Origin of the sequence: Streptomyces sp. adm13(2018), assembly GCF_008042145.1 — a bacterium.
Classification (GTDB): Bacteria; Actinomycetota; Actinomycetes; order Streptomycetales; family Streptomycetaceae; genus Streptomyces.
In genome coordinates, this window is record NZ_RDBH01000113.1 from 415,092 (window position 1) to 431,106 (window position 16,015).

Sequence of the window (16,015 nt, forward strand, 5' to 3'; positions counted from 1 at the left end):
GTCGTGGTCGACAAGGCCAACATCCAGACCACGGTGATCAAGGACGGCATCTACAAGGCCGCCGACCTCTGCACCTCGGACCTGGCCGCCAAGTGCACGGAACTGGGCATCAAGTAACCCCTGAGCCGTACCCGCCGGGCCCCCGAAGGGCCCGGCGGGTACGGCTCAGGGGTTACTTGATGCCCAGTTCCGTGCACTTGGCGGCCAGGTCCGAGGTGCAGAGGTCGGCGGCCTTGTAGATGCCGTCCTTGATCACCGTGGTCTGGATGTTGGCCTTGTCGACCACGACCGGCGGGAAGAGCGTCGACGGCACGCCGTCGGTCGCACCCTGGGCGCCGAGCTCCTTGCCCTGGAGCAGGTTCACCGCGAACTTGGCCGCCTCGGGGGCGAGCTGGAGCGGCGACTTGTAGATGGTGAAGGTCTGCGAGCCGGCGATGATCCGCTGGATGCCCGCGACCTCGGCGTCCTGGCCGCCCACCGGAATGCCCTTGATGCCGGCGTTCTCGAGGGAGGTGATGACGCCGCCGGCCATGCCGTCGTTCGCGGAGTAGACCGCGTTGATCTTGGCCTTGCCGACCGAGGAGATCGCGGCGGACATCTTCTCGCCGGCGACCTTCGGGTCCCACTCGCCGGACGCCTCGTAGGCGATCTTGCCGACCTTGCCGTCGAGCGCGGTGTGGGCGCCCTTCTTGAAGAGGCCCGCGTTCGGGTCCTTCTCGTCGCCGTTGATCATCACGACGTTGGCGGTGGCGGCCTTGGGGCCGAGCGCGGCGAGGAGGGCCTGGCCCTGGAGCTCGCCGACCTTGTTGTTGTCGTGGCTGACGTAGGCGTCGGCGCCCTTGACGGCACGGTCGTACGCGACGACCTTGACGCCCTTGGCCTTGGCCTCGGTGACCCAGCCCTCGGCCTTGGTCGCGTCGACCGGGTCGAGCGCGATGACCTTGATGCCGTCGGCGATCAGCTGGTCGAACTGCTGCTTCTGCTTGACGACGTCGGAGACCGCGTTGTTGTACACGACCTCGCAGTCGCCGCACGCGGCCTTGACGGCCTTCTCGAACTGGGGCTTGTCCAGAGCCTCGTAGCGCGAGGTCTTGTTCTCCGGAAGGAGCAGACCGATCTTGGTCGAGCTGCCCTTGTCTCCGCTGTCGTCGCCGCCGGCCTGGCCGCAGGCGGCGAGCGAGAGGGCCATCGAGACCGCGGCCGTTGCTATGACGGCACGACGCGTCACTGCGTTCATGTGGGGTTGCCTCCCTGACGAGGCCGCGACGTTGCGGCCGAGGTGGCACGAAGTCAACTCGGCCGCACGGTTGCCGTCAAGAAGTAAATTCTTAACGAGATGACAACGGTGGTGTTCGTTATCTAAGTGAACGCAAGGCGTGAGACCGGAGCGGCCGTCGGCAGGGCACTCTCCAACAGGGTCGAATCGCCCATTTCACTCAGTACGAGGGCCAGGGCGCCGAGCACCTCGGCCCGACCGCCCAGGGCCCCCTGAGCCAGCGAGAGCTGCCGGGCGGCACTGGGGATCGCGTACCGCGACACGGAGTCCCTGATGGGCGCCAGGACCAGCTCCCCGGCCTCCGCCAGGTCCCCGCCGAGCACCACCCGGCTCGGGTTCAGGAGATTGCAGAGGTTGGCGATGCCGCTGCCGATGTGGCGCCCGACGTCGGCGACGACCCGGCGGCAGCCCGGGTCGCCCTCGCGGGCCAGCTGGACGACCCGCTCCATGGTGAGGTCCGGGCCGTGGCTGGGCTGGAGCAGCGGCAGCACGTACCGGGCGGCCGTGAAGGTCTCCAGGCAGCCGCGGTTGCCGCAGCGGCAGACCGGGCCCGACTCGTCGAGCGTGATGTGCCCGATCTCCCCGGCGGTGCCGCCGGGACCCCGGTAGACCCGCCCGTCGATGACGAGGCCGGCGCCGACGCCGCTCGCCACCTTGATGTACGCGAGGTCCTTGACGCCCCGCCCGCTCCCCCAGACCAGCTCGCCGAGCGCGCCGAGGTTGGCGTCGTTGTCGACGTGCACGGGCACGCCGAGGCGGCCGGAGAGCTCCTCGGCCGGGTTGATCCCGCTCCAGCCCGGCAGGATCGAGGTCGAGCCGAGGGTCCCGGAGGAGACGTCGATCGGGCCCGGGACGCCGAGCCCGACGCCGATGACCTTGTCCCGGCCGATCCCGGTGGCCTCGATCAGCCGGTTGACCAGCTGCTCCGCCCGGTCGAAGCCCTCAGCGGCGGAGGCGTCCACGTCGAGCGGCTCCGCCTCCTCGGCGAGGACCTGGTGGGCGAGGTTGCCGACGGCGACCCGGAGGTGGGTGTGGCCGAAGTCCACGCCGATCACGATGCCGGCGTCACCGGAGAGCGAGACGCTGCGGGCCCGGCGGCCGCCCGCCGAGGTGGGCGTGACGTCGACGGTGCCGCCGTCCTTCAGCTCCCTGACGATGTTGGAGACCGTCGCGGCGGACAGGCCCGTCGCCCGGGCGATCTCCGCCTGGGTGAGCGAGCCGGCCATGCGCACCGCCCGGACGACCCGTTCGAGATTGGCCCTGTGCAGAGACGTCTGCGACCCCGGAGTCTCCATCGACTCACTCACTCCCACCGTTTTCTCCAACATGTGAACTCTAAGGGGACGCTTTCGGCTTGCTCCCCGTCAAGACCTTGAGGTGGGGAGGGTCTGTGTCACACCCCGCGCGTCGCCCCCACGCACGGGGCCCCCGGCGCGGGTGCGCCGGGGGCCCTGGGTACCGCGGGACCGGGGTGCTACTTCACGGCGCCGGCGGTCAGACCGGCCACCACCTGCCGCTGGAAGATGATGTACGCGGCCAGGACCGGCAGCATCGCCATCACGAGTCCGGCGAAGAGACCGGACCAGTCGCCCTTGTAGCCCTGGCTGACCGCCAGCTGGACGAGGCCCTGCGAGAGCACCTTCTTCTCCGGCTCCGTGTTCAGCACGGTGGGCAGCAGGTACTGGTTCCACTGCCCGAGGAAGTTGAAGATGCCGACGCTGATCAGGCCCGGCTTCGCCATCGGCAGCATGACCTGGAAGAAGGTCCGGGTGTGCGAGGCGCCGTCCACGAACGCCGCCTCCGCCACCGAGGTCGGCAGGGTGCGGAAGAACGCGGTGAGGAAGAAGACGGTGAACGGCAGCGAGTACGCGATGTACACGAGGATCAGGCCGTGCAGCGTGTTCAGCAGGGCCATGTTCTGCATCACGTAGAACAGCGGCACGAGCGCCAGGATGATCGGGAAGCTCATCCCTCCGATGAAGAGGAAGTAGATGAACCGGTTGCCCGGGAACTCGAAGCGGGCCAGGACGTAGGCCGCCATCGAGCCGAGGAGCAGGGTGCCGAGGAGCGAGCCTCCGACCACCAGGATCGTGTTCAGGAAGTAGTCGCTCATGTGCGCCTCGGTCCAGGCGCGCGACCAGTTCTCGAAGTGCAGCTTGTCCGGCAGCGCCCAGGGCGAGGTGAAGATCGCCTTGTCCGTCTTGAAGGAGGTCATGACCGCCCAGAGCAGCGGCATGACGACCATGATCGCCCAGATGATCAGGACGCCGTGCGAGAAGACGTTGAGGGTCGCGCCCTCCTTCTTCGGCTCCTTGCGGGGCGCCGCGGGCAGCGTCTTGGTGACCACGGGGCCGGAGCCGCCCGGGGTGCCGTGGCTCTCGACGCCGGTGGTGGCAGTGTCGGTCGTCTTCATCAGAACTCCAGCCGCTCGCGCCGGCCCACCTTCATCACGACGGCCGCGAAGGCCAGTGTGACGAAGAGGAGCGCGACACCGATGGTCGTGGCGTAGGCGGCCTGACCGTCCCGGAACGCCTTCTGGTACACGTACAGCGGAAGGACGATGGTGGAGTAGTCGGGCCCGCCGCCGTTGGGGCCGACGGTCATGATCTGGACGACCGCGAAGGACTCCGCGCCGAGGGCGAGGATGCCCATGTAGATCCAGCCGGACTGCACGGTGTCCCAGAGCAGCGGCAGGGTGATCTTGAAGAACGTGGTGAACCGGTTCGCGCCGTCGAGCAGGGCCGCCTCGTAGAAGTCCCTCGGAATGGACGCCATGCCGGCCGAGAAGAGGACGACGAAGAATCCGACGGTGGACCAGACGAGGACCACCATCACGCAGATGAGGGCGAGGTCCGGGTCACCCAGCCAGTCGGGCTGGAAGTCGCCGAGACCGACCCCCTTCAAAACGGAGTTGATGGCTCCGCTGTTCGGGTTGTACGCGAACTGGAAGAGCAGTGCCACGATCGCGATCGACAGCACCTGCGGGAAGAAATAGACGATCTTGTAGAAAGACGATCCGCGTACACCCGCGATGGCCGCGCCCTTGCGGCGCCGACCGCCGACATTGAGCATGAAGGCGAAGAACAGCGCGAGTCCGACGGTGACCAGGGGCAGCACCAGCGCGAAGATCAGGCTGTGCTGGACCGACTTCCAGAAGACCTCGTCGTCCAGCATTCTGCTGTAGTTGTCGAATCCGACCATCCCGAATTCGGGGCTCAGTCCCGTCCAGTCCGTGAACGAGTAGTAGATGGACTGGATGAAGGGCCAGATGACGAAGAGCGCGTAGAGCGCTAGGGGGGCCGCCAGGAACCCCACGATGAAACGGTACTTGCCGTGTTGCATTCCTACCGACCCCGATCTTCCCGCGAAGGCGCGCCCCTGCTGTGACGCGCGAAGGGCCCGGGGCCCGCTCCCGGTCGGCGGGAAGGGGCCCCGGCACTGCTCACTGGTGCTTGTAGTGCTTGATCGACGAGTCCTTGGCCGCCTCGTCGGCGTACTTCTGGATCTTCTTGATCGTCTCGGCCGGGGTCGCCCGGCCCGCCATCAGCTCACCGATACCGGCGACACCGATCTTCTCCTTCTGGAGGGCGACGTACCAGTCCTGGAGGCGCGGGTTGACGACGTTCTGACCGGCCTTCTCCAGCGCCGCGACGCCGGACTTCAGGCCCGGGGAGAGCTCGATGCCGTCGGTGCCGCCGTTCAGGGCGGTCAGGGACTTCACCGACTGGGTGAAGTTCTTGGAGGAGGCCTCGCTGAGCATGATGCGCAGCTGCTCCATGCCGCCCGCGGGGTTCGCCGCCTTCGCCGGGACGATGAAGGGCTCGCCGCCGGCGGCCCAGATGGTGCCGAACGGCATCTTGTCCGAGGCGTCGAGGCCGGTCGGGCCCGAGACGGCGAGGCCGAAGTCGGCCGGCATGGTCTTCGCGGCCTCGTTCTCGACCCAGGAGCCGTTCGGGATGAACAGCGCCTTGCCCTCGGTCCAGGCGGTCTGCGACTGGATGTGGTCGAGACCGGGGGTGCCCTTGAGGATGTAGCCCTTGCGGACCAGCTCGTAGTAGGCCTCGAAACACGCCTTGACCGCGGGGTGCTCCCAGGCCTTCGGCTCCAGGTTGTCGATGGCGTCCAGGACCTCGCGGCCGCCGACCTTGCCGATCATCGGGTAGAGCGAGAAGGGGACGTAGTACGGGTGCTTGCCCGCGTACGTCCAGCCCGCGATGCCCTTCTTCTTGGCCTTCTCGCAGACGGCCAGCATCTCGTCCCAGGTCTCGGGGTACTTCGCGTCGAGCGAGTCGAGGAGCTTCTGGGAGTACCAGACGCCGTAGACCGTGTAGGCGTAGTTCAGGATCCAGCACGGCTGGCCGTCGAACTGGCCCATCTCGACGATGCCGGGGCGCAGGGTGTCGCGGACCTTCTTGCTCGGGTCGTCGATGGACGGCGCGTCCAGCAGCGGGGTGAGGTCCGCCAGCTGCTTCTGGCCCACGAGGACGCCCATGTCCATCTGCTCGGCGCCCGAGTTGTCGATGAGGTCCGGCGGGTTGCCGCCGTTGAAGCGGGGCTGGAGCGTGGTGGTGATCTTCTGGGTGGGGGTGAACTTGACCTTCGCCTTGGGGTAATTGGTCTCGTAGATCTTGACCGCGTCCTTGGCGTACTGCTGGCCGAATCCGCCGTCGAAGAGGACGAAATCGAGCGGTGCCGACTCGTTCACCGCAAGCGGGTTCTTGTCGGACTTCGTCCCCTTCTCGACCTTCTCGTTGCCTCCGCTGTCACTGCTCGCGCAAGCGGAGAGGAAGCCCATGGTCGGCACCGAAATCAGGCCGATCGCGGCAGAACGCTTGATCAGATCGCGACGGCCAAGGCCCTCATTGGTCTGAGCGGAGGTGGATCCCATGCTCAAGTCCTCGCCTTCATTCAGGACTCAGGCGGTGTACCGGTCGCCCGTACTCGCTCGCACACAGGCGAAGGGCCCCGCCACCGCGGTCATTTGCAGCCGGGTCGTGCAGGCGTCGGGCCGTCGTGTGAGGAAACCGACTGGCTGGACGCCGACAGGTATAGTCCACTTCCCTTCGCCTGAGCAAGATCGAAAGCAGGTTTTGACGGCCATCTTTCCCGAGTTGAGACCTCGGGGATAAGTACGCTGGATCTGCGGCGTTTCGTCCAACCATTCGTCCGTCCCTGCCCTTGACACCCCCTCAGGCCGCCCCGTAATGGAGCGGTTCGAGGGGGCGCGCCCCGGCGCGACGACAAGACATGGGAGGGCAAACGGTACATAAGACCGGGATCGAAACAGTTCTGTCACAGACACCTTGAAAAGTAAGGATCCTGTGAGGATGACCGGCGATCATAGGGGGACCGCCGACCTCGCGCACGCGTTCGAGCGCCCGGTGGTACGACTGTGTCCCTCTTTCCTACGGAGAACTACGTGGCCCACTCTTCTGGCCTGAACCGCTCGGGTCTCCTGTCCCGTGTCACCGTGGCCGCGATCACGGCCGCCCTCGTGGGCACCTCGACGATGGCGATGGCCGCGGAGACGCCCGTGGCGTCCGCGAAGTCCGCCGACGTCGCCCCCGCGGCCCCCCGCGCCGGCACCTTCGCCGCGTCCTCGGCCTCGATCACCCCGACCAACGCCCTGTACGGCATCAACAGCGCCGGCGACATCTACGGGTACGGTCTCACCGGCTCCGGCGGCCTCACGGCCTCCGAGAAGACCGGCTACGGCTTCCAGTACAAGAAGTTCGTCACCCAGACGGACGTCAACAACAACGGCTCGTCGGACGGCATCTGGTTCGTCGAGAACAACCGCCTCTACTACGGCGCCTGGAGCGCGGACCGTCGTGACCTCGGCGGCGGCTACAACATCTACAACCGCGTCTTCTCGCCGTCCAACATCGGCGGCGCGGCCGCGGACGACCTGCTCGCCCGCGACAGCGCCGGCGTGCTGTGGCTGTACCTCGGCTACAACAACGGCGGCATCGCGCCCCGCGTCAAGGTCGGCTCGGGCTGGAACATCTACAACCAGATCACCGGCAAGGGCGACCTGACGGGTGACGGCAAGGCCGACATCGTCGCGCGCAAGAGCTCCGGCGAGCTGTACCTCTACAAGGGCACCGGCAACTACAAGGCGCCGTTCTCCTCCCCCACCCGCATCGGTGCCGGCTGGAACATGTTCAACTACCTGCTGTCGGTCGGCGACATGAACTACGACGGCGTCGCGGACCTCGTGGCCCGTGACAACGGCGGCGCCCTGTGGCTGTACAAGGGCACGGGCAACGCGTCCTCGCCGTTCCACGCCAAGGTCAAGATCGGCACGTCCGGCTGGAACGGCTTCAAGATCATGTTCTGACCGGTCCGCCGGTCCGGTCGTCCGGACCGCCCGGATCGTTCTGATCGTTCTGATCGCACGGAGGATTCCGGTTCGTCCCGGGATCGCCGAAGGGCCCCGCTCCTCTTCCGAGGAGCGGGGCCCTTGCCGTGACCGGGTCCGGCGGTGTCAGCCGCGGATCAGGTTGCGGAGCACGTACTGCATGATGCCGCCGTTGCGGTAGTAGTCCGCCTCACCGGGGGTGTCGATGCGGACGACCGCGTCGAACTCGACACCGGTGTCGGTGGTGACCTTGACCGTGCTCGGCGTGGTGCCCTCGTTCAGCTCCGTGACGCCCTCGATGGAGAAGGTCTCCTCGCCGGTCAGACCGAGCGAGTCGGCCGACTGGCCGGCCGGGAACTGGAGCGGCAGGACGCCCATGCCGATGAGGTTCGAGCGGTGGATGCGCTCGTACGACTCGGTGATGACGGCCTTGACGCCGAGGAGCGCGGTGCCCTTGGCGGCCCAGTCGCGGGACGAGCCGGAGCCGTACTCCTTGCCGCCCAGGATGACCAGCGGGGTGCCGGCGGCCTGGTAGTTCTGCGAGGCGTCGTAGATGAACGACACCGGCGCGCCCTCGACGGTGAAGTCGCGGGTGAAGCCGCCCTCGGTGCCCGGCGCGATCTGGTTGCGCAGGCGGATGTTGGCGAAGGTGCCGCGGATCATGACCTCGTGGTTGCCTCGGCGCGAGCCGTAGGAGTTGAAGTCACGACGCTCCACACCGTGCTCGGTGAGGTACTTGCCGGCCGGGGTGTCGGCCTTGATGGCGCCGGCCGGGGAGATGTGGTCGGTGGTGACCGAGTCGCCCAGCTTGGCCAGGACGCGGGCGCCGGTGATGTCGGTGACCGGGCTGGTCTCCATCGTCATGCCCTCGAAGTACGGGGGCTTCCGGACGTAGGTCGACTCGGCGTCCCACTCGAAGGTGTTGCCGGTGGGGATCGACAGCGCCTGCCACTGGGCGTCGCCCGCGAAGACGTCCTGGTAGGACTTGTTGAACATGTCCTCGCCGATGGCGTTGGCGACGACGTCGTTGACCTCGGCCTCCGTCGGCCAGATGTCGGCCAGGTAGACGGGCTTGCCGTCCTGGTCGACGCCGAGGGCGTCCTTGGTGATGTCCACCTTCATGGAGCCCGCGAGGGCGTACGCGACGACCAGCGGCGGGGAGGCCAGGTAGTTCATCTTGACGTCGGGGTTGATGCGACCCTCGAAGTTGCGGTTGCCCGAGAGCACCGAGGTCACGGCCAGGTCGTGCTCGTTGACGGCCTTGGAGACCTCCTCCGGCAGCGGGCCGGAGTTGCCGATGCAGGTGGTGCAGCCGTAGCCGACGAGGTTGAAGCCGACCTTGTCGAGGTACGGGGTGAGGCCCGCCTTGTCGAAGTAGTCGGTGACGACCTTGGAGCCGGGGGCGAGGGTGGTCTTGACCCACGGCTTGCGGGTCAGGCCCTTCTCGGTGGCCTTCTTGGCGACGAGCGCCGCCGCGACCATCACGTACGGGTTCGACGTGTTGGTGCAGGAGGTGATCGCGGCGACGGTGACGGCGCCGTGGTCGATCGTGTAGGTGGTGCCGTCGGGGGCGGTCACCTCGACCGGGTTCGACGGGACGCCGTTGGAGACGGCCGGGGCGTCGGAGGCCGGGAAGGACTCCTTGCCCGCCTCGTCGTCGTCGGAGACGTAGTTGCGCACGTCCTGGGCGAACTGCTCGGCGGCGTTCGCGAGGACGATGCGGTCCTGCGGGCGCTTCGGGCCGGCGATGGAGGGGACGACCGTGGAGAGGTCGAGCTCCAGCTTCTCGGAGAAGTCGGGCTCGGCGGCCGGGTCGAGCCAGAGGCCCTGCTCCTTGGCGTACGCCTCGACGAGCGCGACCTGCTGCGCGGAGCGGCCGGTCAGCTTGAGGTAGTTCAGGGTCTCGCCGTCGATCGGGAAGACGGCGGCGGTGGAACCGAACTCCGGCGACATGTTGCCGATGGTGGCGCGGTTCGCGAGGGAGGTGGCGGCGACGCCCTCACCGTAGAACTCGACGAACTTGCCGACGACGCCGTGCTTGCGCAGCATCTCGGTGATCGTGAGGACCAGGTCGGTGGCGGTGGTGCCGGCCGGCAGCTCGCCGGTCAGCTTGAAGCCGACGACGCGCGGGATGAGCATGGAGACCGGCTGGCCCAGCATCGCGGCCTCGGCCTCGATGCCGCCGACGCCCCAGCCCAGCACACCGAGGCCGTTGACCATGGTGGTGTGGGAGTCGGTGCCGACGAGGGTGTCGGGGTACGCCTGGCCGTTGCGGACCATGACCGTACGGGCCAGGTGCTCGATGTTCACCTGGTGGACGATGCCGGTGCCCGGCGGGACGACCTTGAAGTCGTCGAACGCGGTCTGGCCCCAGCGCAGGAACTGGTAGCGCTCCTTGTTCCGCCCGTACTCCAGCTCGACGTTCTCCGCGAAGGCGGAGTTCGTGCCGAACTTGTCGGCGATGACGGAGTGGTCGATGACCATCTCGGCCGGGGAGAGCGGGTTGATCTTCGCCGGGTCGCCGCCGAGCGCCGCGACGGCCTCGCGCATGGTGGCGAGGTCGACGACACAGGGGACGCCGGTGAAGTCCTGCATGATCACGCGGGCCGGCGTGAACTGGATCTCCTGGCTCGGCTGGGCCTGCGAGTCCCAGTTGCCGAGGGCCCGGATGTGGTCGGCGGTGATGTTCGCGCCGTCCTCGGTGCGGAGCAGGTTCTCCAGGAGGACCTTCAGGCTGTACGGGAGGCGCGCGGAGCCCTCGACCTTGTCCAGCTTGAAGATCTCGTACGACTCGTCGCCCACGCGCAGCGTGCTGCGGGCGTCGAAGCTGTTCGCCGACACGACAGTCTCCTTCATCAATGTGCGCGTATTACCGCCATGCTGCCGCCACGACTCCCTCGCCGATCCGCTAAGGTAAGGCTTAGTTAGGTAACCCTTACCGGGTSGGCGGCCGCGAGGATGACGCCCGTCACAGGCATGCCGGGCATGACCGCGCAGCGCGAATGCACTAGAGTTATCTCGACATCGAGATAACTGCTTACGGCGCACCGCGGCCGCCCACCCGGTAAGGGTTACCTAACTAAGCCTTACCTTAGCGGATCGGCGAGGGAGTCGTGGCGGCAGCATGGCGGTAATACGCGCACATTGATGAAGGAGACTGTCGTGTCGGCGAACAGCTTCGACGCCCGCAGCACGCTGCGCGTGGGCGACGAGTCGTACGAGACGGTGGTCACGGCCGGGGTGGTGGCGGGGGTGGTCCCGTCGTGGGGGCCGGGCCCGTCGTGGGCGTTGGTTGCGTCGTGGAGGCCGGGCCCCTCGGGGGCGCTGGTGCCGTCGTGGGAGCTGATTCCGTCGTACGCCCCGGTCCCGTCGTACGCCCCGGTCCCGTCGTAGGCGGGGTCCTCGCTCGCGCAGACCAGGAGGAGGTCGTCGGGGATCCGCAGGCCGTGGCGGGCCGCCGCGGCGAGGACCTGCCGGCCGCCGGGGTCGTAGACCGCGTGGACGGCGTCGCAGGACCGGTCGGCGAAGACCCGGTCGAAGGCGCGGCCGGCCACGTCGTCCGGATCGAAGGCGATCACCACCGGCTCCCGGCCGTGCTCCCCGCACCACTCCTCGTACGCCCGGGTCACGGCGCCGGTGTAGTACTCGCGGCCGAAGCCGGCGTGCAGGGCGATCCGGCGGGCGCCGGCCGCCGCCAGGTGGTCGAGGACCTCCCGGGTGGTCGCGGCGTGGTCGTTGTCGACCCAGACGTCGCCGGGGTGCGGGTCGGTGGGGCGACCGTCGAAGACCACGGGGATGCCCCTGGCCCGCAGTGCGCGCAGCACCCGGTCGTCCTCGGGACTGTCGAGCAGGAGCATGCCGTCGACGCTCAGGGTGTGCCAGAGGGTCTCGCCGCCGCGCACGGCGGGCAGCACCGTGAGCGCGTAGCCGTGGGCGTGCGCGGTGGCCGCCGCGGCGGTCAGCAGCCGGGAGAAGTAGGGGACCTCCAGGTAGTTCCAGGCGGCGCCCGCGTAGGTGGTGACGGCGAGGCCGAGGGTCCCGGTCCGGGTGAGCGGCGTCCGCCGCGACCCGTAGCCGAGGGCGGCCGCCACCTCGCGGACCCGGCGCCGGGTGGACTCACCGAGCCGGCCCGTGCCGTTGAGGGCGTGGGACACCGTGGCGGTGGACACCTCCGCGGCGCGGGCGATGTCGGTGAGGGTGGGCCCTGGCATGCGCGTCATCGTACGGATTCCGCGGTCCGAGGAGGGTACTGGTTACGACGTTAATCAGCGAGCGTCCGGCCACAGCCAACGTTTGGAGTGGTCATGACTTCTTCCCTGAGCCGGCGCACCGTCCTCGCCGCCGCCGGCGCGGCGGGTCTCGTCGGGGTCGCCGGGAGCCCCGCGGCGGCGGGCTCGCGCCGCCCCCGGTCGGCCGCCCTGGTCGTGCACGACGCGAAGGTGTTCACCGGCACGTCCGGCGGCCGTCCGGTCGAGGCGGTGGCCGTCGGCCGCGACGGCCGGATCCTGGCGACCGGCCGGGGCGGCGAACTGCGCCGTCTCGTCGGCCGGGACACCGAGGTCGTCGACGCGCGCGGCGCGACGGTGATGAGCGGCATCCACGACGGCCACGTCCACCCGCTGGGCGCGGGCAGCCGCTCGCTGCGGCCCTCCCTCGAAGGGGCGGAGACCACGCGGGAGGAGCTGCTCGCCATCCTGACCGGCTTCCTCAAGGACAGCCCGGGGCAGGAGCCGGACGGCTGGCTGGTGGTGGAGGACTGGAACCCGGTGGGTCTGCTGCCGCAGGGCACCCTCCCGCACCACTCGCTGCTCGACGCCCTGCCCACCCGCCGTCCGGTCGCCCTGGTCGGCGGCGACGGGCACAACGTCTGGGTCAACGGGCGGGCCCTGGAGATCGCCGGCGTCACGGCCGCCACGCCCGACCCGCCGGGCGGGAAGATCGTGAAGGGCGCGGACGGCCGGCCGACCGGCGTGCTCAAGGACGACGCGCAGCCGCTGGTGACCCGGCACATCCCGGAGCCGAGCGAGGCCGAGCTGGTCGCGGCCTGCGCGCGGGTGCTCGCCCAGGCGGCGGCCTCGGGCGTCACCACGATGATGGACGCGCTCGTGGGGCGCGGGGAGCTGGGCACGTACCGGGCGCTCGCGGCGGCCGGGAAGCTGCCGCAGCGGATCGTCCCGGCGATCCGGCTCGACCCGGACCAGGCCAGGGACCCGGCGGCGGCGCTCGCGTACGCCCGGGGGCTGCGCCGGGAGTTCGGCGACGTGCGGGGGCTGCGGTTCGGAATGATCAAGGTGTTCCTCGACGGGGTGATCGAGTACCCGGCGCAGACGGCGGCGCTCCTGGAGCCGTATCTGGACGGTTCGGGGCGGCCGACCGCGAACCGGGGCGAACTGTACGTCTCCGCCCGGGACTACGGCCGGCTGTCGGCCGTCTTCAACCGGGCGGGCTGGCAGATGCACGCCCACGGCCTGGGCGACCGGGCCGTGCGGACGGCGCTCGACGGCTACGCGTACGCGCGCCGCGCGACCGGACTGCGCGATCCGCGGAACGCGGTCGCCCACCTCCAGCTGGTCGACCCGGCCGACCTGCGGCGCTTCGCCGCGCTGGGCGTGGCCGCGTGCATGCAGTTGCAGTGGGCGGCCGCGGACACCTGGACGATGGAGGCGCTGCTGCCGTACATCGGGTCCGCGCGGCACCGCTGGATGTACCCGGCGCGCTCGCTCGAACGGCACGGCGCCGTGCTCTCGGGCGGCTCGGACTGGCCGGTGGACGCGCTCCAGGTGTGGAACCAGATCCGGACCGCGATCGACCGGCAGGGCGCGCACGGCGAGGGCCCGCTGCACCGCGAACTCGAATCGCTGAGCCGGACCTCGACGCTGCGGATGCACACGTACGGCACGGCCTGGCAGCTGCGCATGGACGGGGAGACCGGGACGGTCCGCGAGGGGCGGGCCGCCGATCTGCTGGTCCTCGACCGGGACGTCATGAGGTGTCCGGTCGCGGACATCAGCGACACGGCGGTGCGGCTGACCCTGGTCGGCGGCCGGGTGGTCCACGACGCGGAGTCGGCGTCGGGCCGTACGGCGAGCGCGGGTCTGGCCCGCGCGGTGGCCGCGCCGCGCCCCTCGTCGTACGCGGCGGTGCACGGCGGCCGACACCGGGCGTGCGGCTGCTCGGCGCACTGAGGCGGGTGGGGGGCGGCGTGCGGACGACTTGCTCGGCGCACAGAGGCGCGCGGGGAGCCGCCCGTACGGCTGCCCGGCGCACCGGTCCGCACCGATCCGCACCGGTCCGCACCGCACCCCTGGAACTGCCCGTACGGCCGCGGAGGAATTGCCGCGGCCGTGCGGGCGGCGGACGATCGGGACATGTTCAGTGGCGCGCACGTGATCCTCTACACGCCGGACGCGGAGGCCGACCGGGCCTTCCTCAAGGACGTCGTCGGCTTCCCGCACGTGGACGCCGGGGGCGGCTGGCTCGTCTTCCGGCTCCCGCCCGCCGAGATCGCCGTCCACCCGTCGACGGAGGAGCCGAAGCAGGAGGTCTACCTCATGTGCGAGGACCTCACGGCGACCCTCAAGGACCTGGAGGACCGGGGCGCGGAGATCTCACGCGCCATCACCGACCAGGGCTGGGGTCTGCTCTCCGCCGTACGGCTGCCGAGCGGGACCGAACTCCCCCTGTACGAGCCGCGCCACCCGACCGCGCACACCCTGTCACCCTGATGGCCTACCCCAACAGCAGGCTCCATCTCATATCTGAGATAACGTGACGCCATGGCAGACGACTACCTCGTACGCATCGGCAAGCTCATCCGTGACGCCCGCCAGCACCGCGGCTGGACCCAGACGCAGCTCGCCGAAGCACTGGCCACGAGCCAGAGCGCCGTCAACCGGATCGAGCGCGGCAACCAGAACATCAGCCTTGAGATGATCGCCCGGATCGGCGAGGCCCTCGACAGCGAGATCGTGTCCCTGGGTTACGCGGGACCGATGCACCTCAGGGTCGTCGGCCGCCGCCGCCTCTCGGGCGCCATCGACGTCAAGACGAGCAAGAACGCCTGTGTCGCGCTGCTCTGCGCCTCCCTCCTCAACAAGGGCCGCACCGTCCTGCGCCGGGTCGCCCGCATCGAGGAGGTCTTCCGGCTCCTGGAGGTGCTCAACTCCATCGGGGTGCGCACCCGCTGGGTGAACGAGGGCGTCGACCTGGAGATCGTGCCGCCGGCCGAGCTGGACATGGACTCGATCGACGCCGAGGCCGCGATCCGGACCCGCTCGATCATCATGTTCCTCGGCCCGCTGCTGCACCGCATGGACCGCTTCAAGCTGCCGTACGCCGGCGGCTGCGACCTCGGGACGCGCACGATCGAGCCCCACATGATCGCGCTGCGCCGCTTCGGCCTGGACGTCACCGCGACCGAGGGCATCTACCACGCGCAGGTGGAGCGCTCCGTCTCCCCCGACCGTCCGATCGTGCTGACCGAGCGCGGCGACACCGTGACGGAGAACGCCCTCCTGGCGGCGGCCCGCCACGACGGCGCGACCGTCATCCGCAACGCCTCCTCCAACTACATGGTCCAGGACCTGTGCTTCTTCCTGGAGGCCCTGGGCGTACGGGTGGACGGCATCGGCAGCACCACCCTGACCGTGCACGGCGTGCCGCAGATCGACGTGGACGTCGACTACTCCCCCTCCGAGGACCCGGTCGAGGCGATGAGCCTGCTGGCCGCGGCGGTCGTCACGGAATCCGAACTGACCATCCGCCGGGTCCCGATCGAGTTCATGGAGATCGAGCTCGCGGTCCTGGAGGAGATGGGCCTCGACCACGACCGCTCGGCCGAGTACCCGGCGGACAACGGCCGGACGCGCCTGGTCGACCTCACGGTCCGCCCCTCCAAGCTGGAGGCGCCGATCGACAAGATCCACCCGATGCCGTTCCCCGGCCTGAACATCGACAACGTCCCCTTCTTCGCGGCCATCGCGGCGACGGCGCAGGGCAAGACCCTCATCCACGACTGGGTCTACGACAACCGCGCGATCTACCTCACGGACCTCAACCGCCTCGGCGGCCGCCTCCAACTCCTGGACCCCCACCGCGTCCTGGTGGAGGGCCCCACCCGCTGGCGAGCCGCGGAAATGATGTGCCCGCCGGCCCTCCGCCCGGCGGTGGTCGTCCTCCTGGCGATGATGGCGGCGGAGGGCACGTCGGTCCTCCGCAACGTGTACGTCATCAACCGGGGCTACGAGGACCTGGCGGAACGCCTGAACTCGATCGGGGCGCAGATCGAGATCTTCCGGGACATCTGACCCGCCGTGGTGTGAACGCGAAGGCCCCCCCGCTCGTGGAGCGAGGGGGCCTCTCGTGTGTGGGGTGGGGGC

Annotated in this window: 10 protein-coding genes and 1 pseudogene; 4 read left to right on the forward strand and 7 right to left on the reverse strand. The window is 69.4% G+C overall.

The window, feature by feature from the left end; translation table 11 throughout:
* Window positions 1-172: 172 nt before the first annotated feature.
* From EAO70_RS11915 to ngcE, 5 genes are all read right to left on the reverse strand, one after another.
* Window positions 173-1,237 carry a sugar ABC transporter substrate-binding protein gene (locus EAO70_RS11915; protein WP_148002948.1) on the reverse strand — a complete coding sequence of 355 codons (1,065 nt, stop codon included), beginning with the start codon at window positions 1,235-1,237 and terminating at the stop codon, window positions 173-175.
* Window positions 1,238-1,359: 122 nt separating this feature from the next.
* Window positions 1,360-2,571: an ROK family transcriptional regulator gene (locus EAO70_RS11920; RefSeq protein WP_148002949.1), complete on the reverse strand. Its 1,212-nt coding sequence runs from the start codon at window positions 2,569-2,571 to the stop codon at window positions 1,360-1,362.
* A gap of 179 nt (window positions 2,572-2,750) precedes the next feature.
* Entirely contained in the window at window positions 2,751-3,689 is a 939-nt protein-coding gene (locus tag EAO70_RS11925) for a carbohydrate ABC transporter permease (RefSeq protein WP_148002950.1), read from the reverse strand.
* Window positions 3,689-4,618, reverse strand: coding sequence for a carbohydrate ABC transporter permease (locus tag EAO70_RS11930; protein ID WP_148002951.1), 930 nt, complete (start codon window positions 4,616-4,618; stop codon window positions 3,689-3,691). Before EAO70_RS11930 ends, EAO70_RS11925 begins: the two co-directional genes overlap by 1 nt.
* Before the next feature lie 100 nt (window positions 4,619-4,718).
* Window positions 4,719-6,164 (reverse strand): N-acetylglucosamine/diacetylchitobiose ABC transporter substrate-binding protein, encoded by a 1,446-nt coding sequence (gene ngcE / locus EAO70_RS11935; RefSeq protein WP_148002952.1) that lies wholly within the window; start codon window positions 6,162-6,164, stop codon window positions 4,719-4,721.
* Window positions 6,165-6,695: 531 nt separating this feature from the next.
* Here ngcE and EAO70_RS11940 point away from each other — a divergent pair.
* Window positions 6,696-7,616: an FG-GAP repeat domain-containing protein gene (locus EAO70_RS11940; protein ID WP_187283849.1), complete on the forward strand. Its 921-nt coding sequence runs from the start codon at window positions 6,696-6,698 to the stop codon at window positions 7,614-7,616.
* Between the two features lie 147 nt (window positions 7,617-7,763).
* Here EAO70_RS11940 and acnA read toward each other — a convergent pair whose 3' ends face one another.
* Window positions 7,764-10,478, reverse strand: coding sequence for an aconitate hydratase AcnA (gene acnA, locus EAO70_RS11945; protein ID WP_148002953.1), 2,715 nt, complete (start codon window positions 10,476-10,478; stop codon window positions 7,764-7,766).
* A 566-nt stretch (window positions 10,479-11,044) separates the two neighbouring features.
* Window positions 11,045-11,857 (reverse strand): annotated as a pseudogene (locus EAO70_RS11950) (LacI family DNA-binding transcriptional regulator); the annotation flags it as partial.
* An 84-nt stretch (window positions 11,858-11,941) separates the two neighbouring features.
* Between EAO70_RS11950 and EAO70_RS11955 the strand changes: the two are divergent.
* From EAO70_RS11955 to EAO70_RS11965, 3 genes are all read left to right on the forward strand, one after another.
* Window positions 11,942-13,822, forward strand: coding sequence for an amidohydrolase (locus EAO70_RS11955; protein ID WP_148002955.1), 1,881 nt, complete (start codon window positions 11,942-11,944; stop codon window positions 13,820-13,822).
* A gap of 183 nt (window positions 13,823-14,005) precedes the next feature.
* Window positions 14,006-14,362 carry a VOC family protein gene (locus tag EAO70_RS11960; protein ID WP_148002956.1) on the forward strand — a complete coding sequence of 119 codons (357 nt, stop codon included), beginning with the start codon at window positions 14,006-14,008 and terminating at the stop codon, window positions 14,360-14,362.
* 51 nt (window positions 14,363-14,413) lie between these two features.
* Entirely contained in the window at window positions 14,414-15,943 is a 1,530-nt protein-coding gene (locus tag EAO70_RS11965) for a helix-turn-helix domain-containing protein (RefSeq protein ID WP_148002957.1), read from the forward strand.
* Window positions 15,944-16,015 lie beyond the last annotated feature (72 nt).